Origin of the sequence: Pseudomonas sp. FYR_5, assembly GCF_043106315.1 — a bacterium.
In the GTDB taxonomy this organism is placed as follows: Bacteria; Pseudomonadota; Gammaproteobacteria; order Pseudomonadales; family Pseudomonadaceae; genus Aquipseudomonas; species Aquipseudomonas putida_Y.
In genome coordinates this window covers 199554-225260 of the sequence record NZ_JBICMK010000088.1, presented here as the reverse complement: position 1 = coordinate 225260, position 25707 = coordinate 199554, and the positions used below count along the sequence as shown (strand labels likewise).

Sequence of the window (25707 nt, the reverse complement as noted above, 5' to 3'; positions counted from 1 at the left end):
CTGCAAGATAACAACTTTGCCCAGGCATGCAACGCGGCGTAAATGTTACGGTCAACATGCCCTAGCGGCGGTAGCAGCAGAAGCATAGTATGAGCCGCAATCTCGTCAGCCAGGAGGTAAACCATGTCGGCCAAAAAGAAGCCAGTAAGTACGCCGTTACACCTGCTCCAGCAACTTTCGGGCAGCTTGCTCGAGCACTTGGAAGAGGCCTGCTCGCAAGCGCTGGCTGATGCGGAAAAACTGCTGGCGAAGTTGGAAAAGCAGCGTGGCAAGGCGCAGGAAAAACTGCACAACGGTCGCCTGAAACTGCAAGACGCGGCCAAGGCAGGTAAAGCCAAGGCGCAAACCAAGGCGCAAAAAGCCATCGGTGAACTTGAGGAACTGCTCGATTCTCTCAAGGAACGTCAAACCCAGACTCGCTCTTACATTCAGCAACTCAAACGCGATGCACAGGACAGTCTCAAGCTGGCCCAGGGTGTAGGCAAGGTACGCGAAGCTGCAGCCAAGGCCCTTGATCAGCGTGCAGCCAAACCGGCTGCCAGGGCGACCGCTGCAGCCAAGTCTACGGCCAAACCAGTTGCCAGGGCGACCGCTGCCGCCAAGCCTGCGGCCAAACCAGCTGCCAAGTCGACCGCTGCCGCCAAGCCTGCGGCCAAACCGGCTGCCAGGGCGACCGCTGCCGCCAAGCCTGCGGTCAAACCAGCTGCCAAGTCGACCGCTGCCGCCAAGCCTGCGGCCAAACCGGCTGCCAGGGCGACCGCTGCCGCCAAGCCTGCGGCCAAACCAGCTGCCAAGTCGACCGCAGCAGCCAAACCTGCGGCCAAGCCAGCTGCCAGGGCGACCGCTGCCGCCAAGCCTGCGGCCAAACCGGCTGCCAAGTCGACCGCTGCAGCCAAACCTGTGGCCAAGCCAGCTGCCAGGGCGACCGCTGCCGCCAAGCCAGCGGCCAAACCAGCTGCCAAGTCGACCGCCGCAGCCAAACCTGCGGCCAAGCCAGCCGCAAAACCAGCTGCCGCCAAGGCACCTGCACGCACGGCCGTCAAACCTGCCGACGCCAAAGCTGCTACGCCAGCCGCCGCCACCAACTCGGAGAGTCCGGCCCCGGCAGCACCGTCTGCACCTTTGAGCAGTCCGGCTCAGGCACCTTCGGCGTCCTGAAGCGCAGCGGCCGCGACGCGCAACTGAACTAGCGCGTCATGATGTAGAGCCTGGTCCGGTGCCAGCCGGGCCAGCCAGTCATCCGCGGGCTCATGGGAGCCCGCGGGCCACTGTCGCGAGCGCTCCTGCAAGCGCTCCAGCAGAGTTTTTTCTGCCCGCAATTCCAACCCTTTCACCTGTTCACGCAACGCCGCCAGTTGTGCATCATCCGATGCTTTCGCTCGCCATTGCTGGCGCAGGCTGCGTAGTGGGGCGACCACTTCACGTTGCCAGGGCTCGGCAAGTTCTTGCAGTGCTTGCGCGCGTTCGCCCAGTACGGCCACGCCACGTGCTTGCAGCCAAGTTGCGCACAGCAGCAGGCAGACATCACCGCCCAGTGCCTGCAGTTCAAGGCAGGCGGCTTGCACGCCGGGCCTGGCATACAGGGTCAGGGCGTAATTCCACAGGTCGGTGTGCATGGTTCCACTCGCGCTATGGGCCGAGGAAGCTGGTAGACTCCGCGACCATCATGATCAGACTATCCAACCTCACTTTACAGCGTGGTCCGCAGCGCTTGCTAGAAGGCGCCGAGATGACCCTGCACGCCGGTCACAAGGCCGGCCTGATCGGCGCCAACGGCGCCGGAAAATCCAGCCTGTTCGCCTTGCTGCGCGGTGAGCTGTCGCCCGATGCCGGTGACTGCCAACTGCCCGGCGACTGGCGCATCGCCCATATGCGCCAAGAGGTCGACACCCTCGATCGCCTGGCTGTGGACTATGTGCTTGATGGCGACGTGCGCCTGCGCAAGGTCCAGGCCGAATTGGCCGCGGCCGAGCAGGCCCACGACGGCACCGCCCTGGCGCGCCTGCACAGTGAGCTGGAAAGCGCCGACGGCTATACCGCCGACGCCCGTGCGCGCAAGTTGCTGGCTGGGCTGGGCTTCACCAACGAGCAGATGGACCGCCGTGTCGGCGATTTCTCTGGTGGCTGGCGGATGCGCCTGAACCTGGCCCAGGCACTGATGTGCCCGTCCGACCTGTTGCTGCTCGACGAGCCCACCAACCACCTCGATCTCGACGCTATCCTGTGGCTGGAAGACTGGCTCAAGGGCTACCCCGGCACGTTGTTGCTGATCTCTCACGACCGTGACTTCCTCGATGCCGTGGTCGACCATGTGCTTCACGTCGAGCAGCGCAAGCTCAACTTGTACAAAGGCGGCTATACCGCCTTCGAGCGCACCCGTGCCGAGCGCCTGGCGCAGCAGCAGCAGGCCTACGAAAAGCAGCAGGCGCAGCGCGCGCACATGGAAAAGTACATTGCCCGCTTCAAGGCTCAGGCCACCAAGGCCCGTCAGGCGCAAAGCCGGATCAAGGCCTTGGAGCGCATGGAAGAGCTGTCGGCGGCGCATGTCGATTCGCCGTTCGACTTTGTCTTCCGTGAATCGCAGAAAATTTCCAGCCCGTTGCTGAGCCTTTCCGAAGGTTGCCTGGGTTATGGCGACAAGGCCATCCTCGACAAGGTCAAGCTGCAGCTCACCCCGGGTGCTCGTATTGGTCTGCTCGGGCCCAACGGCGCCGGCAAGTCGACCCTGATCAAGAACCTTGCAGGTGAGCTGGCGCCGTTGTCGGGCCGTCTGGTTCGAGGCGAGAACCTGGCTGTAGGCTACTTTGCCCAGCATCAGCTGGACTCGCTGGACGACAAGGCCAGCCCGCTGCTGCACCTGCAGCGCATCGCCCCTACCGAGCGTGAGCAGACGCTGCGCGACTTTCTCGGCGGCTTCGATTTCCACGGTGCCCGTTGCGACGAGCCGGTGGTGAACTTCTCCGGTGGCGAAAAGGCTCGCCTGGCACTTGCGCTGATTGCCTGGGAGCGGCCAAACCTGCTGCTGCTTGACGAACCGACCAACCACCTGGACCTGGAAATGCGTCTGGCACTGACCATGGCCTTGCAGGAGTTTGCCGGTGCCGTGGTGGTGGTATCCCACGACCGTCATTTGCTCAAGAGCACCACGGATGACTTCCTGCTGGTGGCCGACGGCAAGGTCGACACCTTCGACGGTGACCTGGAAGACTACAGCCGCTGGTTGGTCGAGTACCGCCAGCGCAGCGCGCCGGCCAGTACTGCACCGGCCAACCCGGACAAGACCGACAAGAAAGCCCAGCGCCAGGCTGCCGCAGCCTTGCGCCAGCAGTTGGCACCGCACAAGAAGGCTGCCGACAAGCTGGAAGCCGAGCTTAACCAGGTGCACGCACAATTGGCCGAGATCGAGACCGCGCTGGGTGATGGTGGCCTTTACGACGCGGCGCGCAAGGACGAGTTGCGCGACCTGTTGGCGCGCCAGACCCGGCTCAAGCAACGCGAAGGCGAACTGGAAGAGGCCTGGATGGAAGCGCTGGAAACCCTTGAAAGCATGCAGGCCGAACTCGAGGCCTTGTCCTGATGGAGGAACTGCGTTCGCTGCTGCCAGGGCAATGGATGGACACCTTCTGGCTGGGCTTGCAGATCCTCTTGATCCTGGTAGCGGCGTTCATCCTGCAGCGTATCGTCGCCCGTGGGCTTGGCCGACTCGGCCAGCGTTACCCGTTGCCGCCGGAGTTGCTGGTGCCCGTTCGCGGTGGCCTGCGCTGGCTGATCATGGGCAGCGCGCTGCTGTTCGTGCTGGAGCGCCTGGGTGTTTCGGCGACTGTGTTGTGGACAGCACTTTCCGGCTTCGTCGCGGTAGCGGCGGTGGCCTTCTTCGCCATGTGGAGCGTGCTGTCCAACCTTGCGCGGTGTTGATCTTCACGGTTGGGCCGTTTCGCATCGGCGATGTGGTCGAGCTGGTCGACACCCTCGACAAGCCCGGCGTGAAAGGCCGGGTGATCGCCATCAACCTGCTGTTCACCACGCTGCTGGAAATGCCCGAAGCGGGTGGGGCGCTTGTGCAGGTGCCCAATAGCCAGTTCTTCCAGAAGTCGGTACGACGCTGGCGCGGGGCCGAAGTACAGGCCCTGCACAAAGAAACAGCTGCCGAAGCTGACTGAACCTGTACTGGCCCCTTCGCGGGCGCGCCCGCTCCCACAGGTATCCCACCGTCTGAAGATGCACTGGGCGTGGGAGCGGGCGTGCCCGCGAAGAAGTCAGGTCAGACACCACAAATCCATCAGAAATCACTGGTTATTTTTTCGCCAAAACCTTAGCTTAACGTTTTGCAACAAATGTTCGAGCGAGGTGTGTGATGTCGATGGAAGTATGGTTGGGCTTCTTTGCTGCCTGCTGGGTGATCAGCCTTTCACCTGGTGCCGGGGCGATTGCCTCGATGTCCAGCGGCCTGCAATACGGCTTCTGGCGTGGTTACTGGAACGCCTTGGGCCTTCAGCTGGGCCTGATCATGCAGATCGCCATCATCGCCGCCGGCGTCGGTGCCATCCTGGCCGCCTCGGCCACGGCGTTCCAGGTCATCAAGTGGTTTGGCGTCGCCTACCTGGTGTACCTGGCCTACAAGCAATGGCGTGCACTGCCGATGGACATGAGCGATGAATCAGGCGTGCGCCCGATCGGCAAGCCGCTGAGCCTGGTGTTCCGTGGTTTCCTGGTCAACGTCAGCAACCCCAAGGCGCTGGTGTTCATGCTGGCGGTGCTGCCGCAGTTCCTTAACCCGCATGCGCCGCTGCTGCCGCAATATGTGGCGATCACCGTGACCATGGTCACTGTCGACCTGCTGGTGATGGCGGGGTACACCGGGTTGGCTTCGCATGTGTTGCGCATGTTGCGCACACCCAAACAGCAGAAGCGTTTGAACCGCACTTTTGCCGGGTTGTTCATTGGTGCGGCCACCTTCCTCGCTACCTTGCGCCGTGCGCCGGTCTGACAGACCGTATACGGGCCAATCGCGGAGCCCGCGATTGGTCCATCACTATTTCTCCTTGCCAACCAACCCTTTCAGCAAATCTATCGGCAGCGGGAAGACGATGGTCGAGCTCTTGTCACCGGCAATCGTCCCCAGCGTCTGCATATAGCGCAACTGCATCGCCCCCGGCTCCTTGCTCAGCATTTGCGCGGCCTGCATCAGTTTTTCCGACGCCTGCAGTTCACCCTCGGCATGAATCACCTTGGCCCGACGTTCGCGCTCGGCCTCGGCCTGGCGGGCGATGGCGCGCACCATCGACTCGTTCAGGTCAACGTGCTTGATCTCGACGTTGGCCACCTTGATGCCCCAGGCATCCGTCTGTGCATCCAGCACCTGGCGGATGTCCAGATTCAGTTGCTCGCGTTCGGCCAACAGCTCATCCAGTTCGTGCTTGCCCAGCACCGCTCGCAGGGTCGTCTGGGCCAACTGGCTGGTCGCCACCAGAAAATCCTCGACCTGAATGATCGCTTTCTGCGGGTCGAGCACGCGAAAGTACAGCACTGCATTGACCTTGACCGAAACGTTGTCGCGGGTGATCACATCCTGCGGCGGCACATCCAGTACCACTGTACGCAGGTCGACCCGTACCATTTGCTGAATCACCGGGATCACCAGGATAAGCCCCGGCCCTTTGACCTGCCAGAAGCGCCCCAGCTGGAACACCACGCCGCGCTCGTATTCGCGCAGGATGCGAAACGCCGACAGTACCAGCATGGCCAGCACGATCAGCACAGCGCCGAAACCGAATTGCATGAACATGGTCATTCTCCTTGCGTCGCAGGGGCGGCGGCGCTCACTTCCAGCATCACGCCATGGCGCGCGGTCACCCGTACGTTCTGGCCAGTTTGCAGCGGCGTTGCGCACCGCGCTTGCCATGGCTCGCCCTGAGCCAGCACGACGCCACAGAATGGGTCGCTTGCCATCACCTGGGTGACGGTGACCAGGCTGCCGACCAGGCCGGCGTCGCCACTGACCAGTGCCCGTTGGCGGGCCTTGAGAGCCATGCCCAGCACGCCACCGATCAGTAATGCCGAGAGCAGCGCCAGGGTGCCGATCAAGGCCAGAGGGATGCCGAAACCGGGAGCGTCGGTGTCGATCAGGATCAACGCGCCGACCACAAAGGCAACGATGCCGCCGAAGCCGACCACGCCGAAACTGGGCAAGAAGGCTTCGGCGATCATGAAGGTAATGCCAAGCAGGATCAGCGCCACCCCGGCGAAACTCACCGGCAATAGCTGCAGCGCATACAGCGCCAGCAGCAGGCAGATACCTCCGACCACACCACCCACCGCAGAACCGGGGTTCATGAATTCGAACAACAGGCCGTAAACGCCGATCATGATCAGGATCAGTGCCACGCTGGGGTTGGTGATCACTGCCAGAACCCGTGTGCGCCAGTCCGGCAGATGCTCGATCACGCTGGCGCCTGCGGTCTGCAACTGGCGTGGCTGGCCGGCCACCTGGAGCGTTTTGCCGTCGAGCTTGCGCAGCAGGTCAGGCAGGTCATCGGCTACCTGATCGATCACGTTCAGCCGCAAGGCCTCGCTGGCGGACAGGCTGACCGCCTCGCGCACGGCCTTCTCCGCCCAGTCGGCGTTGCGGCCGCGCATTTGCGCCAGGCCACGGATGTAAGCGGCGGCGTCGTTGACCTGTTTGCGTGCGAGGGCTTCATCGTCGCCGCCTTTGGCCTTGTCCTCATCGGGCGTGCCAGGCGGGCCGCCGATCCGCACCGGTGTGGCAGCACCCAGATTGGTCCCGGGCGCCATCGCCGCAATATGGCTGGCGTAGAGAATATAGGTGCCGGCGCTGGCGGCGCGGGCTCCGCTGGGGGCAACGTAGCTGGCGACCGGTACAGGGCTGGCGAGAATTGCCTTGATCATCTGGCGCATGGCGCTGTCCAGCCCGCCCGGGGTATCCATGCGGATAACCACCAGTTGCGCGCCTTGTGCCTGGGCCTGGCCGAGGCTGCGTACCAGGTAGTCGGCGCTGGCCGGGCCGATGGCGTCGTCGATGCCCAGCACCCACACCGCGCCGGGCGCGGCCTGGCCACTTGGCGTGATGCCAAGCAACAACAGCAGCAACAGCCAGCGCGAGCAGTGGGCGATCACCTGTCGTCACCTCATTTGCGCGTATTTACACAAGTTTAGCCCCGACCACTCGTACCCGGCCTAAAATTGAAAATTGGGGGGCGAAACCGGAGGTGCATCATGCGTATGGCAAAGACCCTGCAGGCCAGCCTGGACAAGGCCAACTGCGACTACGACATCATTCCCCACCCACATTCGGCCACCAGCCTGGAGTCAGCCCGTATGGCCGGCGTGCCCGCAGAGCGGGTCGCCAAGGCGGTGATGGTCGATGATCGTCACGGCAACTACATCATGGCCGTGCTACCGGCCAACCGGCATCTGGACATGGACAAGGTGCGTATGTCCGGGGCCTGGCATCTGACCCGTGAAAGCGGTCTGCCGAGCCTGTTCAATGACTGCGAGCGCGGTGCCGTGCCGGCCCTTGGCGATGCTTACCAGATAAAAATGCTGCTCGACCCGAGTCTCACCCGCCAAGGCGATGTCTACCTGGAGGCGGGTGACCACGATCACCTGATTCACATGAGCATGGAGCAGTACATGAAACTGGTGCCGCACGCCGAAGTGCGCGAGCTGTGCTGATGTTTTCAAACCAATGCCAGGCGGGCGTCGTGGACGGCTTGCCTGGCGCTCAGGAGGAACCATGGAAGCGCCGATCCATCCCTTTGCCGAGCTGTTCAAGCAGCTGGGCTTGCCCGACGATCCCAAGAGTATCGATCAGTTCATCACCAGCCATTCCCCGCTGAAGAACGAGATCAAGCTGGTGGATGCGCCGTTCTGGAACGACTCTCAGCGTGCATTTCTCAAGGACAGCATCATTGAAGATTCCGATTGGGCTGTGCCCTTCGATCAACTCAACGAAGCATTGCGCCGCCCCCGAAAATAAAGCGCCGAGTGGCACCTGACGAGTGATCGGCCGTTGCTATGCTCAGGAAAACAATAAGGGGATAGCGCGATGAAAGATCCCTACGCACCAGGTTTCTGGTGTTCCGTGACGATCCTGGGCACTCTGACGGCCAGTTACTTCTATGGCATCAGGCAGACGCAACAGATGACCCAGGCGGTGCATTTCCTGTATGCCGCTGCCGCGGTCACTGTGGCGGTTGCACTGGTGGCGCTGACATGGATCGCCTGGCAGCAGCTGCGCCTGAACAAGCGCGAAGTGGTGCAGGGGCGAACGTTGCTGACCATCTGGAACACCAAGGTTGCACTACGCCGCGTCGAGACGGTTTTCGACCGCTATTTCTGGGGCAGCTACTGGCATTCGGGGCGTACTTTCGAAGAGGTCATGGGCGAGCTCAGGGGTACACCGCTGGAGCAGAGCCTGGATGCGCTTAAGCGCCAGTGCCGGGTGCTCGACCGCGAAATCCATGACCGCCAACACCACTGGCTGGCCAATGCTCGCGACCTGTCCAGCGTGGCCCAGGCTATGGCCCGTGAACGCTACCAGCTGGACCTCGGTGAGCCGACGCACAGCGGGCACGGCAATACGGCAGTGCTCAACCGTGACCTGGAAGTGCTGGTGTACACCTGGTCGGCGCGCTTGCGTAGCTTCGACCATCAGCTGGACGAGCTGGAGCGCGCCTACCATTGAGGCGCTTCATTCGCCGCGGATGTACTGCTCCATTTGCTTGATCAGGCTGGCCTGTTCGGCGATGGTTTCCTTGACCAGGTCACCGATCGACAGCAGGCCGAGCAATCTGCCGTTTTCGACCACCGGCAGGTGACGCAGGTGGCGGTCGGTCATCAGGTTCATGCAGAAATCGAGCTTTTGCTTGGGGGCCACGGTGACCACCGGTTCACTCATTATTTCGCGCACCGGCGTGGCCGCGGAAGAGCGGCCCTTGAGGACCAGTTTGCGCGCATAGTCCCGTTCGCTGACGATACCCACTACCTGGCCACCCTCGACGACAGGCAGCGCACCGACGTTTTTCTCCGCCAGCATTTTCAGGGCGTCGAGCACCGAGTCATCCGGGCCGATGGTGTAGACGGTCTGGTGCTGGGACTTGGTCTTGAGGATTTGTTCGACGGTCTTCATACGGGCCTCTGCGGGTGAAAAAAGCACTGTCTCGGAGTAACTAAAGCATCCGGTACGGCGCTCTGCACGGCAATGCAGGAAACGGCATGGAGGCGATTGAAAAACGTCATTGCTGTTCGCTTGTAGCGGCCTTTTCGCGGCTAAAGCCGCGAAGAGGCCGTACTGCCCATCAAAGCTTCGGCATCTGCCCGAGCCGCGCCACCATCTCGCTCACTATCTGCAGGTCCAGCATGAACTGTTCCACGGTCTTGAACTCGTTGTCGTTGTGCCCGGTGTACTTCACGTCCGGCATCGCCAGGCCAAATTGCACACCGTTGGGAAGATCGTGCACCGAAGTCGCGCCGGCCGAGGTACCGAACTCATGCTTCATACCCAGGTTCTCGGTGGCCACGGCGAGCAGGGCCTGGACCCATTCGCCTTCAGGGTTACGGTACATCGGTTCGTCCAGGCTGTAATCGAACGCCACCGAGGTGTTGCTTTGCCGGGTCCATTTGCCCAGTTTGTCGGCCAGTTCGTCTTTGATCGTGGCGATCGGCTTCCCCTTGGGTATGCGCAGGTTTACCGCCAGCTTCAAGCCTTTGTCATCCACCCCGACAAAGGTCAGCGAAGTGGTCAGCGGGCCCATGAACGGGTCCTTGAAGGCCACGCCGAGCTTGTTGCCCAGGTAGTCCAGGCCCCAGTTGTCTGCGGCATAGCGGGCAGCGTCGGTAAAGTGGTTGTGCTTGAGCGACACCTGCTGGCCGAGGCCATTGATGAAGTCGAGCATACGCGCCACCGGGTTGATGCCGGATTCCGGCTCCGAAGAGTGTGCGGAAACACCGGTCACGGTGAGCAAGACTTGCTTGCCGTCGGCCTTGGCGTCGATGCTGAAGTCGCCTCCATACTGCTTCACATATCTGGCGCCGGCTTGCTGCAGGTGCTTGGCCAGCTGTGCCGGGTTGTCAGAAATCAGGGTCGCTACCGAAGTTGTCGGGATCTGGTTGGTCGCCAGGCCACCGGTCAGGTTGACGATCTCGGTACCCTTGCCGCTGGCCGGGCGCTTGTTGAAGCTGGCCATGACCGTGCCGTAGCCTTTCTCGGCAATCACTACCGGGTAGCCGCCGTCGAGGGCCAGGTTGTAATCGGGCGTAGGGTTGCGCTCGAAGTAGTAGGGAATGGCATCACCGCTGGTTTCTTCGGTGGTGTCGATCAGCAGCTTGAACTGCCGGGCGAGCGGCAGGTTTTCGTCCTTGGCCACTTTCAGCGCGTACATCGCCACCACGATGCCGTTCTTGTCGTCCTCGGTGCCGCGGCCGTACATGCGGTCACCCACCAGGGTGACCTTGAACGGGTCAAGGCGCGTACCATCGGCCAGCTTCCAGTTGTCCGGGTTGACCGGCACTACGTCAGCGTGGGCATGGATGCCGATCACTTCCTTCCCGCTGCCCAGCGAGATCTCGTACACCCGGTTGTCGATGTTACGGAAGGCCAGGCCGAAGCTGTCGGCCAAGGCCTTGATCCTGTCGGCGATCTTGAGGAATTCAGGGTTTTCGTACTGCGGCGTACCCTCGACGTTGAAGGTGGGGATGGCTACCAGTTCACGCAGGGTTTCGGTAGCGGCCTTGCCATACTTGATGCGGGTATACAGGCCGAGCAGGCGGTTGATCTCGTCTTGTTGCCCGGCGGCCAATGGCTTGTTGGCCAGGTAGGCGTCGACGGTTGCCTCGAGGTTGTCGGCCTTGCCCAGGTCGCTGCCTTTGAGCTTGCCGAGGAATTGCTTGAAGTCGCTTGGGTCGCTGCCGTCGAAGGCTTTGACGATAGCTGCGGACTGCTGTTGGGTGAGGTTGGCCTGGGCAGGCTGGGTGAACAGGCCGATGCTGGCCAGCAACAGGGTGGTGGCGGTGAGTTTTCTCAGGTGCATGGTTGTGCGCATTCCTTCGCCAATCATTGTTATGGGTTACCCGTTCGGAGAACGGGAAGACGCCCACGCTAACATCAATGACCCGTGGCACGGGAGTACCAGAAAGGTGACATGGCGCACAAACGAAAAAGCCCCGGGCTCAGGCCCAGGGCTTTCTTGATATGGCGCACTCGGCGGGATTCGAACCCACGACCCCTGCCTTCGGAGGGCAGTACTCTATCCAGCTGAGCTACGAGTGCAACGCGCACGCATGATACCCATCTGTATCGTTGACGTCCATCGCCTTGATCTGTAGCTGTTTTTACCGTGTTGGCTGTGCAGATCCCCGGGGCCGGATACACGACAATACCGATCAAACTGTCGGCCAGGGTGGAACCGGCCGTAACTGGACCCACGTCAATGCCGTCGATTACGCTGCCGATGGCGACAGCATCATCGTTTCAGCCCGCCATCAAGGTGTGTTGAAGATTGGCCGTGACAGGCAGTGAAACGAACTTTGGCTTCGCCCCGCGTCCAGCCGCAGCATCGTCTACCCTTTAGCGGCCATTCTGCGGGCGATTTCAGATGGGCTGTTCAACCATTCGTTCTTTTTTTCGAACAGCCTATTGTCCAACACCCCAGCAGCCGCTTAGCATTCGTTTGAGATTTCAAACGCTCGATGCCCTGCCTTGGGCGCTTTTCAACAATCAACAATTCGGGAAGCCGACATGCAGCTCAAAGACGCTCAGTTGTTCCGCCAGCAAGCCTATATCAATGGTGAGTGGCTGGATGCGGACAACGGCCAGACCATCAAGGTGACCAACCCGGCCACCGGCGAAGTCATCGGTACCGTGCCGAAGATGGGCACCGCGGAAACTCGCCGTGCCATCGAAGCCGCCGACAAGGCCCTGCCGGCCTGGCGCGCCCTGACTGCGAAAGAGCGCTCGGCCAAGCTGCGTCGCTGGTTCGAACTGATGATCGAGAACCAGGACGACCTGGCTCGCCTGATGACCACCGAACAGGGCAAGCCGCTGGCCGAAGCCAAGGGCGAAATCGCCTACGCCGCCTCGTTCATCGAGTGGTTCGCCGAAGAAGCCAAGCGCATCTACGGTGACACCATCCCGGGCCACCAGCCAGACAAGCGCCTGATTGTCATCAAGCAGCCAATCGGCGTTACCGCGGCCATCACTCCGTGGAACTTCCCGGCCGCCATGATCACCCGTAAAGCCGGCCCGGCCCTAGCCGCTGGCTGCACCATGGTGCTCAAGCCGGCTTCGCAAACCCCTTACTCCGCTCTGGCCCTGGTCGAGCTGGCCCACCGTGCCGGCATCCCGGCTGGCGTGCTGAGTGTGGTTACCGGCAGCGCCGGCGAAGTGGGCGGCGAGCTGACTGGCAACTCCCTGGTACGCAAGCTGTCCTTCACCGGCTCGACCGAAATCGGTCGCCAGCTGATGGAAGAATGCGCCAAGGACATCAAGAAAGTTTCCCTGGAACTGGGTGGCAACGCCCCGTTCATCGTGTTTGACGACGCCGACCTGGACAAGGCGGTCGAGGGCGCGATCATCTCCAAGTACCGTAACAACGGCCAGACTTGCGTTTGCGCCAACCGTATCTACGTGCAGGACGGCGTCTACGACGCGTTCGCCGAGAAGCTGGCCGCTGCAGTTGCCAAGCTGAAGATCGGTAACGGCCTGGAAGACGGCACCACCACTGGCCCGCTGATCGACGGCAAGGCTGTCGCCAAGGTCCAGGAGCACATCGAGGACGCTGTCAGCAAAGGTGCCAAGGTGCTGTCCGGTGGCAAGCTGATCGAAGGCAACTTCTTCGAGCCGACCATCCTGGTTGACGTACCGAAGACCGCTGCTGTCGCCAAGGAAGAGACGTTCGGCCCACTGGCGCCGCTGTTCCGCTTCAAAGACGAAGCCGAAGTCATCGCCATGTCCAACGACACCGAGTTCGGCCTGGCCTCGTACTTCTACGCCCGTGACATGAGCCGTGTGTTCCGTGTCGCCGAAGCCCTGGAGTACGGCATGGTGGGTATCAACACCGGCCTGATCTCCAACGAAGTGGCGCCGTTCGGTGGTATCAAGGCTTCGGGCCTGGGCCGCGAAGGTTCCAAGTACGGTATCGAGGACTACCTCGAAATCAAATACCTGTGCATCAGCGTCTGATCGCACGGTAAAGGCTTTACCTCTGCCAGCGGGGCGCGAGAGCGACGTCTCGCTGGCCTTTTTTACATTGCAGTACCTGGTGGCCAGGGCGTTCACGACAGTCGATCAACGAATACTGTTCGCGAGCACTCCCAGCCACCCCCGAATAAAAGCGCCATTCCTGACGGCGCAATGAGGGCATTATGAGCAAAACCAACGAATCCTTGATGCAACGTCGTGTAGCTGCCGTCCCACGTGGCGTCGGCCAGATCCACCCGATCTTCGTCGACACCGCGAAGAACTCGACCGTGATCGACGTTGAAGGCCGCGAACTGATCGACTTCGCCGGCGGCATCGCAGTACTGAACACCGGCCACCTGCACCCGAAAGTGGTTGCAGCCGTGCAAGAGCAGCTGACCAAGGTCAGCCACACCTGCTTCCAGGTGCTGGCTTACGAACCCTACGTAGAGCTGTGCGAAAAGATCAACAAGCTGGTCCCAGGCGACTTCGACAAGAAGACCCTGCTGGTCACCACCGGCTCCGAAGCCGTTGAAAACGCCGTCAAGATCGCTCGTGCTGCCACTGGCCGCGCTGGCGTCATCGCCTTCACCGGCGGTTATCACGGCCGTACCATGATGACCCTGGGCCTGACCGGCAAGGTCGTGCCGTACTCCGCTGGCATGGGCCTGATGCCAGGCGGCATCTTCCGCGCCCTGTTCCCGAGCGAACTGCACGGTATCAGCGTTGACGACGCCATTGCCTCGGTCGAGCGCATCTTCAAGAACGATGCCGAGCCGCGCGACATCGCCGCGATCATCCTCGAGCCAGTACAAGGCGAAGGTGGCTTCCTGCCTGCGCCGAAAGAGCTGATGAAACGCCTGCGCGCCCTGTGCGACCAGCACGGTATCCTGCTGATCGCCGACGAAGTACAAACTGGCGCTGGCCGTACCGGCACCTTCTTCGCCATGGAACAGATGGGCGTTGCGCCTGATCTGACCACCTTCGCCAAATCCATTGCTGGCGGCTTCCCGCTGGCCGGTGTGTGCGGCAAGGCCGAGTACATGGACGCCATCGCTCCAGGCGGCTTGGGCGGCACCTACGCCGGCTCGCCGATCGCTTGCGCCGCGGCCCTGGCCGTGATCGAAGTGTTCGAAGAGGAAAAACTGCTGGACCGCAGCAAGGCTGTGGGTGAGCGCCTGACCGCTGGCCTGCGCGAAATCCAGAAGAAGCACCCGATCATCGGCGACGTCCGTGGTCTGGGCTCGATGATTGCCGTCGAAGTCTTCGAGAAAGGCACTCACACCCCGAATGCTGCTGCTGTTGGCCAGGTTGTCGCCAAGGCTCGCGAAAAGGGTCTGATCCTGCTGTCTTGCGGCACCTACGGCAACGTCCTGCGTATCCTGGTTCCACTGACCGCCGAAGACGCGCTGCTGGACAAAGGCCTGGCCATCATCGAAGAGTGCTTCGCTGAAATCGCCTGATGTGACGTGCTTCAGAAAAAACCCGCCCAGGCGGGTTTTTTTTATGCCCAGCAAAGCCATGTGGCGCTATGGTTATCGAAGGACTGGCTTTGGAAGCTGCGACGGACTGTGTGTCAGGGTATTCAGGAGTAGTTGGCGATGAGCGCTGCAGCCCCCGCCCCACCAAACGTACTGATTGTCGAAGGCGATCCTTGGGTACGGGACATGCTCAGCGAGATGCTGCTCAGCGTGCGCTGTGACGCCCGCCTGCAGGTTTGCGCTGACGGCTCGCAGGCGTTCAGTGCCTTGTCCAGCAAGCCTGACCTGATCATCGCCGCCCGCGAGCTGGCTGGTGTCGATGGCCTCGACCTGCTGCGCGAGGTACGCGCCAAAGGGCCAGGGGTGCCGTTCATTCTCATGAGTAACCGCAATGACAGCGCCAGTGTGCGCGAAGCGCTGCCCTTGCACCCCACTGCTTACCTGAGCAAACCGTTGAACCTGGATAACCTGCGTAAGCGCCTGGAAGAGTTACTGCTGGGCGTTGGCGAGGAGGTTGCCTGCCCGGTACCGGCGTTGCAGGCGGGGGCCAGCCTGCCAGCCTACCTTGAGCAGCGCCGCGCCAGCGCCGATGGCGGGCCGCTGCTGGCCGATGTGCAGGTAGCGATCAATCGAGCGCTCAACCCCCAGGGCCTGAACCTCAGGGTGCTCGAAGAGGAGGTGTCTAACGACCCGCAAGTCACGGCGGTGCTGATCGCTGCCGCCAATAGTGCGGCACTGCACCGTGAAGCCCCGGTGCAGACGTTGCTGCAGGCCCTGAACAAGCTTGGCAGTACCCAAAGCATGAACCTGATCCTGGGTATGACTCTCAAGCGCAGCGCACGCCTCAGTGACCCGCTGTTGGCGGAGCACGCGACCCGTTACTGGGACCTGTCACTGCACACTGCCGAATATGGCCGCACCTTGGCGCGCATGCTCGAGCTGGACGAGGGGCGTTGTTATTGCGCGGGCTTGCTGCATTGCCTGGGCGACCTGGCGGTGTTGCGCTGCCTGCAAGAGTGGCGGTTGGCCGGGGGAGATCTGGACGAGCGCAATGTGCAGCAATCGCTGGAGGAGTTTGGTGCGGCGTTCGGCTCGGCGCTGCGTACTCGCTGGCGTTTGCCGCTGGCACTGCGCGAGTTGATCGCTGCGATCTACCAGTTGGGTGGTGGAGTTTACTCGCTGGAGATCCTGGCCATGAACCTGGCTGGGCAGTTGTCGCGGCTGCCGGCCGGGCAGGGGCTGGAGAAGGTGGCCAGCGGCAAGACGGCGCGCCTGCTCAAGCTTGGCCTGCCGGAGCTGAGCCGGCTGCGCAAGGTGGAGAGCCCGGAAGTAAAGCCGCAGGAAGAACCGCCAGCGGCTGAGGCCGAGGTTTCCAGCTGAGATTCCGGGGCCGCATTGCGGCCCTTCGCGGGCTTGCCCGCTCCCACAGGTGTGGCGCCGGGCCCGCGAAATGTGCGGTTTCTGTGGGAGCGGGCGAGCCCGCGAATACCGGCCAAAGCCGGTGCCCTACTCCGTGCCGCCTGATCAGCCGCGGACGATCTGGTTCTTGCCCTGGCGCTTGGCCCTGTACATTGCCGCATCGGCCCGCGCATACAGGCTGTCCAGCGTCACATCCTCATCGGTCAGCCCGGTCAGCCCCTGGCTCACAGTCACCCCGTACGTCTGCTGCCCATGGCTGAAGCTCAAGTGCTGAATCTGTCGCTGCAAGCGCTCGGCGATCTGCTCCGCGACCTGGGCGTTGCAGCCCGGAAAAACCGCCGCAAATTCTTCGCCGCCAATGCGCCCGAACAGGTCGCCCCGGCGTAGTACGGCCTTGCCGCTGTCGGCGATGTGTTGCAGCACCTGGTCGCCTTCCTGGTGGCCATAGCTGTCATTGATGCGTTTGAAGTCGTCGATATCCAGCAGCAGGAAAGCCAGCGGTGTACCGTCCTCGCGAGCACTGTCGAAGGCTTGCTGAGCACATTCGAAGAAGTGCCTGCGGTTACTGCTTTGGGTCAGCACGTCGGTGGTGGCCAGGCGCTGCAGTTCGCCTTCAAGCTGCTTCTTCTCGGTGATGTCTTCGGCGATACCGACAATGATTACCCGGTCGCTATCGTGCTGCTGGTTGATGTAGCACTTGTCGCTCAGCCAGCGTATTTGCCCGTCGGCATTGAGGATGCGGTACTCGCGGTCTTCCACCGCACCCTTGAGCAGGACCTGGGCCAGGCTACGCTCGGCGAACTCGAGGTCGTCGGGGTAGATGCTGTCACGCCATTCGTTGTAGTCAGCCAGCACCAGGCTGACCGGGCGGCCGAAGATGCGCTCGTAGGCTGGGCTCACGTACAGCACCTGACGGGTTTCCCAGTCGAAGGCCCAGAGCACAGCGTTGACGCTGTCGAGCAACGAGCTGAACAGCTGATCGCGCTCGCTCAGGCGGGCAACCTCGCCTTGGGCGTGGAGTAACGCCAGCAAGGTCTGGGCGGCTTCGGGAGGAGGGGTACCGGGAAATATCGTTGGAATGTTCTTGGCCATGTGCACGGAGCAGGTCTCAACGTGAAGGCGTGCGGCCAGCGTCCGGCCCGCCACGCAGGCGATATTCCAGATTCGAGTGGAGCGGTGGGGGCTAAGTTCCGAACGGCACGCCCCGCTGAGAGGCGTGCCGATCAACGGCGGTCAGGCGCCGGTCGGGCGCAGCGAGTAAGTCTTGAGTTGTGCTGCGAAGTCACGCAGTGCCTGGATGCCGCTGGTTTCGGCCTCGTGTACCCAGTCTTTCATGGCCGCCAGCATGTCGTGGCCGTTGGCGCTGGTGCGCGCCCAGATCTGCTGCAGGGCCAGGCGCTTTTCGTAGATGGTTTTCAGTGCCTGGCTGTGCGCGAGCATGGACTCGATGCGCACGTGGTGGCGATCTTCCAGCAGGCTGGTTTCGCGCGAGAGCAGCCGTTTGGCACGGCGGAAGCGGTGGCGCACCGAGGCGTCGACGCGGGCCAGTTCCTGTTTCACCAGCGGACCGATCACCAGCTTGCGGTACTGGGCCATGATCTGGAAGCGGTTGTTGAGGATGGCCATGGCGGTGTCCATGTCCAGGCTGGCCTTGCCGGCCACCCGGTGGGCGATGGGCGCCACGCGCTGCACCTTGGCCAGACGCAGCAGGCAGAACAGGCGGATCCACGCCCAACCCATGTCGAACTCCCAGCGTTTGACCGAGAGCTTGGCCGAGTTGGGGTAGGTGTGGTGGTTGTTGTGCAGTTCTTCTCCGCCGATGACGATGCCCCATGGCACCAGGTTGGTCGCAGCGTCGCGGCATTCGAAGTTGCGATAGCCCAGGGCATGGCCCAGGCCGTTGACCACACCGGCGGCCCAGAACGGAATCCACATCATCTGCACCGCCCAGATGGTGATGCCTATAGTGCCGAACAGCAGCAGGTCGATCACCGCCATCAGTGCGATACCGCCCAGTTTGTAACGCGAGTACAAGTTGCGCTCGATCCAGTCATCCGGGCAGTTCTTGCCATAAATGCGCAGGGTTTCGGGGTTGCGCGCCTCTTCACGGTACAGCTCGGCACCTTTGCGCAGCACTGTGCCCAGGCCCTTGTAAACCGGGCTGTGAGGGTCGTCGGGGGTTTCGCACTTGGCGTGGTGCTTGCGGTGGACGGCGGTCCACTCGCGGGTGTTCTGCGCCGTGGTCAGCCACAGCCAGAAGCGGAAGAAGTGCTTGAGCGCGCCGTTGAGCTCCAGGGCCCGGTGCGCGGAGTAGCGATGCAGGTAGACCGTGACGCTGACAATGGTCACGTGGGTCATCAACAGAGTGATGCCGACCAGTTGCCAAGCCGACAGGTCGAGCAGGCCGTTATACCACATAGGTGCAAATACCCTCGAAATGCAGGGGGAAGGGCTGATTATCCCTTGGCGGGGAAATAAAACCAGTCAACCGTTGAGATAGGAGGTCACGACATGTTTCAGCCTTTATAATGCCCACTCCTTTTTGATGGCCTTTCCCACCCGACATGTCTGTTTCCGTTCGCGACGCCTTGCGCATGGCTGCGCTGTATGTGGTGCTCTCGATCCTCTGGCTTGCGCTGGCGGAGGTGATGCTGCACAGCATGACTGACGACCCCTTGGCACTGACCGTGGGGCGGCAGATCAACGTGGTGGTCTGGGTGCTGCTCAGTGCCGTGCTGATCTACGTGTCGCGCGTGCGGCTGCTCAATTTCATCGGCCATGGCGCGCGTTTGCGTTGTGAAGACCGTGAACGGCTGCGCATGGCTGCCGCAGTGTTCGACAGTACCCTCGAAGGTGTGCTGGTGACCGACCGCCAGGGCCTGATCGTGCACGTCAATCGTGCCTTCATGCGCATCACCGGCTACCAGCAGGATGAGGTCATCGGCCAGCGCCCGAGCAAGTTCAAGTCCGGCCACCATGGCCTGGCCTTCTACCAGCAGGTTTTCGCCACCCTGGCCGAGAAGGGCGAGTGGAGCGGTGAAATCTGGAACCGGCGCAAAAGCGGTGAAATCTACCCGCAGTGGCAGACTATTTGCGCCATTCGCGATGACGAAGGTGAGCTCAGTCATTACGTGGCGGTGTTCAGTGACATCAGCGCCATCAAGCATTCGGAACAGGAACTTGCCTACCTGGCCCACCACGACCCGCTGACCGGCCTGCCCAACCGCCTGCTGTTTACCGACCGGGTAGAGCAGGCATTGGCGGCGGCGCAGGCCAACAAGCGCGGTTGCGCCTTGTTGCTGCTGGACCTGGATCATTTCCAGAGCATAAACGACGGCCTGGGCCATACCATTGGCGACCAGTTGTTGAAGCTGGTGGGCGAGCGTCTGGGCGAGGTGTTGGGTAATGGTATGACCCTGGCGCGCCTGGGCGGCGACGAGTTCGGCGTGCTGGCCGAGAACTGCCAACAGGTCGGCCAGGCGGGCAAGCTGGCGCAGTGCATCATCGAGCGCATGCGTGAGCCGTTTCAGTTCGAGGGCAATCGCCTGTTCATCAGCGCCAGCGTCGGAATCAGCCTGTACCCCAGCGATGCCTTGGGTGCCGAGCAGTTACTGCGCAATGCCGACTCGGCGTTGTACAAGGCCAAAAGCAACGGGCGGGCCTGCTATGCCCTGTACACCGAAGAGCTGACCGCCCATGCACAGCATCGGGTCGAGACCGCCGCTGAATTGCGTCGGGCCCTGGAGCAGGATGAACTGCGGGTGTACTTCCAGCCGGTACACGACCTGGCATCAGGCCGACAGGTCGGGGTCGAGACGCTGGTGCGCTGGCAGCACCCCAGGCGTGGCCTGGTACCGCCGGGTGAGTTCATCCCGATAGCCGAACGCACCGGCCTGATTGCCGAGATCGATACCTGGGTGCTGCGCCAGGCCTGCCGGCAAATGGTGCAGTGGCAGGCTGAAGGCCGGCAGCTGGCATTTGTGGGGGTGAACATCTCCAGCCGCCTGTTTGGCCAGCACGAACTGTATCAACAGGTAGCCGAAGTGCTGCACGACACCGGCCTGGCTCCGGCCTTGCTGGAGCTGGAAGTGACCGAAAGCGCGGTGATGGAAGACGCTGAAGTGGCACTGGAGCAACTGCACCGTTTGCGCGAGCTGGGGGTGACCCTGGCCATCGACGACTTTGGCACCGGGTATTCGTCACTGCTGCGGCTCAAGCGTTTGCCGGTGCAGAAGTTGAAAATCGACCAAGGGTTTGTAGCTGGGTTGCCACTGGATGAGGATGACATCGCAATTGTGCGGGTGATCATTGCCTTGGCCCGTAGCATGGGTATGCAGGTGCATGCCGAGGGCATCGAGCAGGCGGAACAGGCTACCTTCCTGTTGCAGGAGGCGTGCCAGTTGGGTCAAGGGTACTGGTTCGGGCGGCCAGTGCCGGCTGAGGATCTTCGCTGGGATTGAGAGCGGGCTGCAAAGCAGCCTCAGACCTCAACGCTTGTTCAAACCCTTCGCCAGGCGGTCCCCGCCCAACTGGATCAACGCCACTAACGCTACCAGCATGGCGATCACGGTCAGCATGATCTGGCTGTCGAAACGCTGGTAGCCATACCGATAGGCGATATCCCCCAGCCCGCCGGCACCAATCGCCCCGGCCATCGCCGACGAGTTGATCAAGGTCACCAAGGTAATGGTGAAGCCCCCGACGATCCCCGGCAGCGCCTCGGGCAACAGTACATGCCAGACGATGTGCCTGCGCCGGCAGCCCATGGCCTGTGCGGCTTCCACCAGACCATGATCGACTTCACGCAGGCTCACCTCGGCAATCCGCGCAAAGAACGGTGTGGCGGCAATGGTCAGCGGCACCACGGCCGCCCACACGCCATAAGTGGTCCCCACGACCAAGCGGGTGAAAGGAATCAGCGCAACCATCAGGATCAGAAACGGAATCGAGCGGAACAGGTTGACGAAGGCGCCCAGCACCCGGTTCAGCAGCGGCGCCTCGAAGATCCCGCCCTTGTCGCTGGTGACCAGCAGCACCGCCATGGGTACACCCGCCAGCAGGGCGATCAGTGACGAAACCCCAACCATCAGCAGCGTATCGAGCAAGCCTTCCAGCAGGCGATCAAACCACATGGCCCAGTACCTCCACGTCTTCGGCCCAACGGCGGGCACGTTCCTGCAATTGATGGGTGTCGTGCGGCGAATGTTGCACCGAGAGGATGAGTTGCCCCAAAGCCTGTTCGCCGATGGTTTCCACGCTGCCCTGCAGCAGACGCACACGCCCGCCGAGGTCGGTGAACAGGGCAGACAGCTCTGGTTCACCGAGCACAGTCAGTTTTAGCACTACGGCGCTGTTGCGGCTCGCCGCGCTGGCCTGGAGGCTGGCTTGCAGTGCGGCGGGTAGCTTGGCCTGCAAAGGGGCGAGCAGGGTGCGGGTGACCTCATGACGGGGTGAACCAAACACCCGCCAGACCTCGCCCTGCTCGACCACTGCGCCGCGTTCCAGCACCACTACCCGGTGGCAGATGTCGCGAATCACCGCCATTTCGTGGGTGATCAGCACGATGGTCAGGCCCAGGCGCTGGTTGATATCGCGCAGCAGCTCCAGGATCGAGGCGGTGGTTTCCGGGTCCAGCGCTGAGGTGGCCTCGTCGCACAGCAGGATCTCGGGGGTGTGCACCAGTGCCCGGGCAATGCCCACGCGCTGTTTCTGCCCGCCGGACAGTTGCGCCGGGTACACGTGATGTTTTTCCTGCAGGCCGACCAGTTCCAGCAACTCGCGCACCTTGCGCTGGCGCTCGGGCTTGGCCACGCCGGCCACCTTCAAAGGCAGTTCAACGTTCTGCCACACGGTCTTGGCCGACATCAGGTTGAAATGCTGGAAGATCATGCCGATGCGCCGGCGCAGGGCCACAAGGTGGTCCTTATCGAAAGGCGCGATATCCACCTGGTCGATCAGTACGCGGCCCTGGCTGGGTTGCTCCAGGCGGTTGATGGTGCGCAGCAGTGATGATTTGCCGGCGCCGCTGCGGCCGATGATGCCGAAAATCTCGCCATGGCGGATGTTCAGGTCGATGCCTTGCAAGGCCGGTTGCGCCTGGCCCGGGTAGGTCTTGCCCAGGCCTATGAAACGCACATGGGCTTCATTGACCTCGGGGCGCAGGGCCTGCTCCGTGGCCGTTGGCGGCAGTGCTTGTGGTGTAGGCGCGCCGAGCGCGCTGGCCTGGCTCATGTCAGCCTTCCCAGCCGGCTTGGTAGAGCTTGCCGTGAGCGTTGTCCAGCGCAGCGCGTACCGCTGGTGAATGCTGGTAGATGTCGACGAACTTGGCCAGGCGTGGATCGTCCTTGCTTTGCGGGCGAATGACGAACTGGATCACGTACTCCTTGTTTTCCAGCCCGTCGAACAGCAACGCCGAGGTGGCATCGAAGGTATTGGCCAGGCGGATGTAGGCCGGGTAACCCTGCACCAGGTCGGCGTCGTCGTAGGCACGTACCAGTTGCACCGCCTCGACCTGAAGGATCTTCAGCTTTTTAGGGTTGGCGACGATGTCATCCTCGGTGGCCTTGTAGCCCACGCCTGGCTTCAGGGTGATCAACCCGGCCTTGGCCAGCAGCAGCAGGCCACGGCCGCTGTTGATCGGGTCGTTGGCGATGGCCACGCTGGCGCCTTCGGGCAGCTCGGCAAAGCTTTTGTACTTTTTCGAGTACAGGCCAACGTTGTTGATGATGCCCGGGGCGTAAGGCACGAGGTCGAAGCCTGCAGCAGCCTTGGCGTTTTCCAGGAACGGGATGTGCTGGAAGTAGTTCACGTCGATGTCGCCGCTGTTGAGGCTGACATTGGGCGCAATCCAGTCGCTGAACTCGATCAGCTTCACTTCCAGGCCTCGCTTGTGGGCTTCCTCCACTGCGGCTTCCAGCGGAATGGCAAAGGCCGAGGTGGTACCGATCTTCAACGGTTCGGCAGCAAGGGCTCCGGCGCACAGGCCGAGGGTGGTGGCCATGGCCGCGACGGGCCGGAACAGTTTCTCAAGCATGGTGCAGGGCTCCAGTCGGGGTAGGGGTAAAGCGGTAAGCCGAGCCAGGGTGGTCGGCGGGTAAGTGCGGGTGGTCGGTATGGAACAGTTTTTCGCGCAGGGTGCCTTCGGTGTAGGCCGTCTTGTAGCGGCCACGCTGCTGAAGTTGCGGGATGACCAGCTCTACGAAGTCCTCGAAGCTTTCCGGGGTGACGGTGCGGGTCAGGTTGAAACCGTCCAGGCCGGTTTCATCGATCCACGCGATCAACTGCTTGGCCACCTGTTCAGGCGCGCCGACCAAGGTTACGTAGCGGCCGCCCAGGGCGTGCTGCTGCAACAGGCGCCGGCGGGTCCAGGCGCTGTCTTGCAACTGGCGCGTGGCTGACTGGATGGCGTTGCCCTGGCTGAAGGCAATGGGTTGGTCCAGTTCATAGGCGGCGAAGTCGATGCCCGTGGACGCGGCGAAGTGCGCGACCCCCGCTTCGGCGCTGGCGTGACGCAGGTATTCGGCGTGTTTGGCCTGGGCCTGCTGCTCGGTGGCCGCAACAATCACCGTGATGCCCATGAACACTTTGACTGCCTGCGGGTCGCGGCCGGCGGCCTGGGCGGCCGCGCGAACCTTGTCGACCTGGGCGCGGGTGGCCGCCTTGTCTTGGCCACTGATAAACACGCATTCGGCATGGTTGCCGGCGAAGGCCAAGCCACGCTGCGAGCTGCCGGCCTGGAACAGCACCGGAGTGCGCTGCGGGGAGGGCTCGCACAGGTGGTAGCCTTCGACCTTGTAGAACTCGCCCTGGTGCTGAACCTTGCGCACCTTGTCGGGCGTGGCATAGACGCGATGCTGGCGGTCGGCGACCACTGCATCATCGGCCCAGCTGCCTTCCAGCAGCTTGTACAACACCTGCAGGTATTCATCGGCCTGGTCGTAGCGGCGATCATGCGCCGGTTGCTGCGCCAGGCCCATGGCCCGGGCGGCGCTGTCGAGGTAGCCGGTGACGATGTTCCAGCCCACTCGGCCATTGCTCAGGTGGTCGAGTGTGGAAAGTCGCCGGGCGAACAGGTACGGCGCCTCGTAGGTGAGGTTGGCGGTAAGGCCAAAACCCAGGTGACGGGTGACCGCAGCCATGGCGGACACCAGCAGCAGCGGGTCGTTGACTGGCAGCTGGATCGACTCCTTGAGGGTGACGTCCAGTGACTGGCCGTAGATGTCGTAGGTACCGACGATGTCGGCAATGAAAAGCCCGTCGAACAGACCGCGCTCCAGCAGGCGTGCCAGGTTGGTCCAGTAGTCCAGGGTCTTGTACTGGGTCGAAGTGTCCCGTGGGTGGGTCCACAGGCCGTGGTTGATGTGTCCGACGCAGTTCATGTTGAAGGCATTGAGCAGAATCTGCTTGGCCATCAGATGGTCCCCCGGCGTGGCGGGTTGGCATCGTTGAGGTAGTAGTTGCCGATGGCGTGGTACTTCCAGCGCACCGGGTCGTGCAGGGTGTGCACGCGAGCGTTGCGCCAGTGGCGGTCGAGGTTGTGTTCGGCCAATGTTGCCTGGCTGCCGCCCAGTTCGAACAGGGTGGTACCGGCGGTGAGGGAAATTTCGGTGCTGATGGCGCGTGCTTCGGCCACGGCAATGGAGGCGGCGGCCACGTTGTCGGCAATGCTGTCGTCGCGGGCGCGGTCGAGGTATTCGCCTGCACGCTCCAGCAGGGCTTCGGCCGCATGCAAGCGGACCGCCAGATGGCCGAAGCTTTTCAGCGTCAGCGGGTCATCCGTGGCGTTGTCCAGGCCGGAGTCGACCCACGGACGGCTGCGGGTGCGCACGAAGTGCTGGGCGTCTTCATAGGCGGCGCGGGCAATGCCGGTGTCGATGGCGGCATGGAGGATCTGCGCCAGCGGGCCGACCGGGGTGGGGCGCTCGAAGGCGCTCTGGAACGGCACCACGTCGGCTGCGCTGACGTACACGTTATCGAACACCACCGAACCGCTGCCGGTGGTGCGCTGGCCGAAGCCGCTCCAGTCGTCGATCACCTGCAGCCCCTGGCTGTCGGCCTGGACGAAAGCCAACTGCTGGATGCCTTGCTCATCCACGACTGAGGTTGGAATGCGCTGGGCATAGATGGCGCCTGTGGAATAGAACTTGCGCCCGTTGATGCGGAAACCGTCGCCGTCACGGCTCAGGCGGGTGGTGCGCTCGTGGGCGGTCTTGGTGCCCAGCTCGGCCAGGGCATTGCCGAAACGGCGGCCGGCCAGTACCTCGGCGTACAGGCGCTGTTTCTGTTCGGGGCTGCCGTTTATCCGCAGCACTTCCAGACCGTAGAAATGATTCTGCGGAATCTGCCCGAGCGAACCGTCGGCCTGCGCGATACAGGCGATGACCTTGGCCAGGGTGACGTTGGACACGCCGGCACCGCCGAAGGCTTTGGGCACGCTGATGGCCCACAGGCCGGAACGGGTGAACAGCTCGAGTTCGGCGAGCGGCAGGCGGCGCTCGCGGTCGCGCAAGGCGCTGTCGCGGCGCAGTTGCTGGGCGATGTCTTCGGCGACGGCCAGGGCTTGGGCGTCGCTGGTGATGATAGCGATTGTCATGGAGTTCTCCGGGGGCCGCT

At 62.6% G+C, this 25707-nt stretch carries 23 protein-coding genes, 1 tRNA gene and 1 pseudogene; 12 read left to right on the top strand and 13 right to left on the bottom strand.

What is annotated here, in order from left to right; all coding sequences use genetic code 11:
* The first annotated feature begins 123 nt into the window (after positions 1-123).
* Complete coding sequence (locus ACF8RA_RS16760) at positions 124-1158, top strand: AlgP family protein (protein ID WP_392519371.1); 1035 nt, start codon at positions 124-126, stop codon at positions 1156-1158.
* On the opposite strand, the gene ACF8RA_RS16755 is transcribed toward ACF8RA_RS16760, so the two are convergent.
* Entirely contained in the window at positions 1137-1616 is a 480-nt protein-coding gene (locus ACF8RA_RS16755; protein ID WP_176685281.1) for a TIGR02444 family protein, read from the bottom strand. The genes ACF8RA_RS16760 and ACF8RA_RS16755 overlap by 22 nt on opposite strands.
* A 50-nt stretch (positions 1617-1666) precedes the next feature.
* On the opposite strand from ACF8RA_RS16755, the gene ACF8RA_RS16750 reads away from it, so the two are divergent.
* The 3 genes and pseudogenes from ACF8RA_RS16750 to ACF8RA_RS16740 all read left to right on the top strand — a co-directional run bounded on the left by ACF8RA_RS16750 (position 1667) and on the right by ACF8RA_RS16740 (position 4987).
* Entirely contained in the window at positions 1667-3577 is a 1911-nt protein-coding gene (locus ACF8RA_RS16750; RefSeq protein WP_176685280.1) for an ATP-binding cassette domain-containing protein, read from the top strand.
* Positions 3577-4160: pseudogene (locus ACF8RA_RS16745) on the top strand (mechanosensitive ion channel domain-containing protein). The gene ACF8RA_RS16750 and the pseudogene ACF8RA_RS16745 overlap by 1 nt, the downstream one beginning before the upstream one ends.
* Before the next feature lie 194 nt (positions 4161-4354).
* On the top strand, positions 4355-4987 hold the full coding sequence (locus ACF8RA_RS16740; RefSeq protein ID WP_021782565.1) for a LysE family transporter: 633 nt from the start codon (positions 4355-4357) through the stop codon (positions 4985-4987).
* A gap of 45 nt (positions 4988-5032) precedes the next feature.
* Here the strand turns inward: ACF8RA_RS16740 and ACF8RA_RS16735 are convergent, their stop codons facing one another.
* Entirely contained in the window at positions 5033-5785 is a 753-nt protein-coding gene (locus ACF8RA_RS16735) for a slipin family protein (protein WP_176685279.1), read from the bottom strand.
* A gap of 2 nt (positions 5786-5787) precedes the next feature.
* Positions 5788-7134: a nodulation protein NfeD gene (locus ACF8RA_RS16730; RefSeq protein ID WP_176685278.1), complete on the bottom strand. Its 1347-nt coding sequence runs from the start codon at positions 7132-7134 to the stop codon at positions 5788-5790.
* 99 nt (positions 7135-7233) lie between these two features.
* Between ACF8RA_RS16730 and ACF8RA_RS16725 the strand changes: the two genes are divergently transcribed.
* The 3 genes from ACF8RA_RS16725 (at position 7234) to ACF8RA_RS16715 (ending at position 8704) form a co-directional block, all read left to right on the top strand.
* A complete protein-coding gene (locus ACF8RA_RS16725; RefSeq protein WP_049588045.1) occupies positions 7234-7692 on the top strand; it encodes an aminoacyl-tRNA deacylase in 459 nt (152 codons plus the stop codon).
* Between the two features lie 61 nt (positions 7693-7753).
* Complete coding sequence (locus tag ACF8RA_RS16720) at positions 7754-7996, top strand: DUF2789 domain-containing protein (RefSeq protein ID WP_103470272.1); 243 nt, start codon at positions 7754-7756, stop codon at positions 7994-7996.
* A 69-nt stretch (positions 7997-8065) separates the two neighbouring features.
* On the top strand, positions 8066-8704 hold the full coding sequence (locus tag ACF8RA_RS16715; RefSeq protein ID WP_176685277.1) for an NADH:ubiquinone oxidoreductase subunit N: 639 nt from the start codon (positions 8066-8068) through the stop codon (positions 8702-8704).
* A gap of 6 nt (positions 8705-8710) precedes the next feature.
* Here the strand turns inward: ACF8RA_RS16715 and ACF8RA_RS16710 are convergent, their stop codons facing one another.
* The 3 genes from ACF8RA_RS16710 to ACF8RA_RS16700 form a co-directional block, all read right to left on the bottom strand.
* A complete protein-coding gene (locus ACF8RA_RS16710) occupies positions 8711-9148 on the bottom strand; it encodes a CBS domain-containing protein (protein ID WP_176685276.1) in 438 nt (145 codons plus the stop codon).
* A gap of 169 nt (positions 9149-9317) precedes the next feature.
* The gene (locus tag ACF8RA_RS16705; RefSeq protein WP_392519370.1) at positions 9318-11048 is read right to left on the bottom strand and encodes a dipeptidase; all 1731 of its coding nucleotides are present in this window, start codon (positions 11046-11048) and stop codon (positions 9318-9320) included.
* A 162-nt stretch (positions 11049-11210) separates the two neighbouring features.
* Positions 11211-11287 (bottom strand) — tRNA-Arg (locus tag ACF8RA_RS16700).
* 30 nt (positions 11288-11317) lie between these two features.
* Here ACF8RA_RS16700 and ACF8RA_RS16695 point away from each other — a divergent pair.
* The 4 genes from ACF8RA_RS16695 (at position 11318) to ACF8RA_RS16680 (ending at position 16056) form a co-directional block, all read left to right on the top strand.
* Entirely contained in the window at positions 11318-11536 is a 219-nt protein-coding gene (locus ACF8RA_RS16695; protein ID WP_392487997.1) for an aryl-sulfate sulfotransferase, read from the top strand.
* A 219-nt stretch (positions 11537-11755) separates the two neighbouring features.
* Complete coding sequence (gene gabD, locus ACF8RA_RS16690; RefSeq protein WP_176685274.1) at positions 11756-13198, top strand: NADP-dependent succinate-semialdehyde dehydrogenase; 1443 nt, start codon at positions 11756-11758, stop codon at positions 13196-13198.
* Between the two features lie 182 nt (positions 13199-13380).
* Positions 13381-14658: a 4-aminobutyrate--2-oxoglutarate transaminase gene (gabT, locus tag ACF8RA_RS16685; protein ID WP_110744842.1), complete on the top strand. Its 1278-nt coding sequence runs from the start codon at positions 13381-13383 to the stop codon at positions 14656-14658.
* A gap of 138 nt (positions 14659-14796) precedes the next feature.
* A complete protein-coding gene (locus tag ACF8RA_RS16680; protein WP_392460620.1) occupies positions 14797-16056 on the top strand; it encodes an HDOD domain-containing protein in 1260 nt (419 codons plus the stop codon).
* Between the two features lie 144 nt (positions 16057-16200).
* On the opposite strand, the gene ACF8RA_RS16675 is transcribed toward ACF8RA_RS16680, so the two are convergent.
* Positions 16201-17187: a sensor domain-containing diguanylate cyclase gene (locus ACF8RA_RS16675; RefSeq protein WP_176685272.1), complete on the bottom strand. Its 987-nt coding sequence runs from the start codon at positions 17185-17187 to the stop codon at positions 16201-16203.
* 141 nt (positions 17188-17328) lie between these two features.
* Complete coding sequence (gene desA / locus ACF8RA_RS16670; RefSeq protein WP_010951599.1) at positions 17329-18513, bottom strand: delta-9 fatty acid desaturase DesA; 1185 nt, start codon at positions 18511-18513, stop codon at positions 17329-17331.
* Positions 18514-18659: 146 nt separating this feature from the next.
* Between desA and dibA the strand changes: the two genes are divergently transcribed.
* Positions 18660-20555, top strand: a complete 1896-nt coding sequence (gene dibA, locus ACF8RA_RS16665) for a phosphodiesterase DibA (protein ID WP_339443434.1) — start codon at positions 18660-18662, stop codon at positions 20553-20555.
* A gap of 27 nt (positions 20556-20582) precedes the next feature.
* On the opposite strand, the gene ACF8RA_RS16660 is transcribed toward dibA, so the two are convergent.
* The 5 genes from ACF8RA_RS16660 to ACF8RA_RS16640 are packed head-to-tail and all read right to left on the bottom strand — an operon-like array spanning position 20583 to position 25687.
* Entirely contained in the window at positions 20583-21227 is a 645-nt protein-coding gene (locus ACF8RA_RS16660; RefSeq protein ID WP_252461681.1) for a methionine ABC transporter permease, read from the bottom strand.
* Entirely contained in the window at positions 21217-22326 is a 1110-nt protein-coding gene (locus ACF8RA_RS16655; RefSeq protein ID WP_339443435.1) for a methionine ABC transporter ATP-binding protein, read from the bottom strand. Before ACF8RA_RS16655 ends, ACF8RA_RS16660 begins: the two co-directional genes overlap by 11 nt.
* Position 22327: 1 nt before the next feature.
* The gene (locus ACF8RA_RS16650) at positions 22328-23128 is read right to left on the bottom strand and encodes a MetQ/NlpA family ABC transporter substrate-binding protein (RefSeq protein WP_392487995.1); all 801 of its coding nucleotides are present in this window, start codon (positions 23126-23128) and stop codon (positions 22328-22330) included.
* On the bottom strand, positions 23121-24506 hold the full coding sequence (locus ACF8RA_RS16645; protein ID WP_176685267.1) for an LLM class flavin-dependent oxidoreductase: 1386 nt from the start codon (positions 24504-24506) through the stop codon (positions 23121-23123). Before ACF8RA_RS16645 ends, ACF8RA_RS16650 begins: the two co-directional genes overlap by 8 nt.
* Positions 24506-25687 (bottom strand): SfnB family sulfur acquisition oxidoreductase, encoded by a 1182-nt coding sequence (locus tag ACF8RA_RS16640; protein WP_392519368.1) that lies wholly within the window; start codon positions 25685-25687, stop codon positions 24506-24508. Before ACF8RA_RS16640 ends, ACF8RA_RS16645 begins: the two co-directional genes overlap by 1 nt.
* Positions 25688-25707 lie beyond the last annotated feature (20 nt).

Excerpts from the sequence above, each read along its gene's own strand:
- ACF8RA_RS16710 (WP_176685276.1), bottom strand. The coding sequence starts at position 9,148 with ATGAAGACCGTCGAACAAATCCTCAAGACCAAGTCCCAGCACCAGACC.
- desA (WP_010951599.1), bottom strand. The coding sequence starts at position 18,513 with ATGTGGTATAACGGCCTGCTCGACCTGTCGGCTTGGCAACTGGTCGGC.
- ACF8RA_RS16680 (WP_392460620.1), top strand. The coding sequence starts at position 14,797 with ATGAGCGCTGCAGCCCCCGCCCCACCAAACGTACTGATTGTCGAAGGC.
- ACF8RA_RS16655 (WP_339443435.1), bottom strand. The coding sequence starts at position 22,326 with ATGAGCCAGGCCAGCGCGCTCGGCGCGCCTACACCACAAGCACTGCCG.
- ACF8RA_RS16740 (WP_021782565.1), top strand. The coding sequence starts at position 4,355 with ATGTCGATGGAAGTATGGTTGGGCTTCTTTGCTGCCTGCTGGGTGATC.
- ACF8RA_RS16705 (WP_392519370.1), bottom strand. The coding sequence starts at position 11,048 with ATGCACCTGAGAAAACTCACCGCCACCACCCTGTTGCTGGCCAGCATC.
- gabT (WP_110744842.1), top strand. The coding sequence starts at position 13,381 with ATGAGCAAAACCAACGAATCCTTGATGCAACGTCGTGTAGCTGCCGTC.
- ACF8RA_RS16755 (WP_176685281.1), bottom strand. The coding sequence starts at position 1,616 with ATGCACACCGACCTGTGGAATTACGCCCTGACCCTGTATGCCAGGCCC.
- ACF8RA_RS16735 (WP_176685279.1), bottom strand. The coding sequence starts at position 5,785 with ATGTTCATGCAATTCGGTTTCGGCGCTGTGCTGATCGTGCTGGCCATG.
- ACF8RA_RS16645 (WP_176685267.1), bottom strand. The coding sequence starts at position 24,506 with ATGGCCAAGCAGATTCTGCTCAATGCCTTCAACATGAACTGCGTCGGA.
- dibA (WP_339443434.1), top strand. The coding sequence starts at position 18,660 with ATGTCTGTTTCCGTTCGCGACGCCTTGCGCATGGCTGCGCTGTATGTG.
- ACF8RA_RS16720 (WP_103470272.1), top strand. The coding sequence starts at position 7,754 with ATGGAAGCGCCGATCCATCCCTTTGCCGAGCTGTTCAAGCAGCTGGGC.
- ACF8RA_RS16640 (WP_392519368.1), bottom strand. The coding sequence starts at position 25,687 with ATGACAATCGCTATCATCACCAGCGACGCCCAAGCCCTGGCCGTCGCC.
- ACF8RA_RS16715 (WP_176685277.1), top strand. The coding sequence starts at position 8,066 with ATGAAAGATCCCTACGCACCAGGTTTCTGGTGTTCCGTGACGATCCTG.
- ACF8RA_RS16750 (WP_176685280.1), top strand. The coding sequence starts at position 1,667 with ATGATCAGACTATCCAACCTCACTTTACAGCGTGGTCCGCAGCGCTTG.
- gabD (WP_176685274.1), top strand. The coding sequence starts at position 11,756 with ATGCAGCTCAAAGACGCTCAGTTGTTCCGCCAGCAAGCCTATATCAAT.
- ACF8RA_RS16725 (WP_049588045.1), top strand. The coding sequence starts at position 7,234 with ATGCGTATGGCAAAGACCCTGCAGGCCAGCCTGGACAAGGCCAACTGC.
- ACF8RA_RS16660 (WP_252461681.1), bottom strand. The coding sequence starts at position 21,227 with ATGTGGTTTGATCGCCTGCTGGAAGGCTTGCTCGATACGCTGCTGATG.
- ACF8RA_RS16675 (WP_176685272.1), bottom strand. The coding sequence starts at position 17,187 with ATGGCCAAGAACATTCCAACGATATTTCCCGGTACCCCTCCTCCCGAA.
- ACF8RA_RS16760 (WP_392519371.1), top strand. The coding sequence starts at position 124 with ATGTCGGCCAAAAAGAAGCCAGTAAGTACGCCGTTACACCTGCTCCAG.
- ACF8RA_RS16650 (WP_392487995.1), bottom strand. The coding sequence starts at position 23,128 with ATGCTTGAGAAACTGTTCCGGCCCGTCGCGGCCATGGCCACCACCCTC.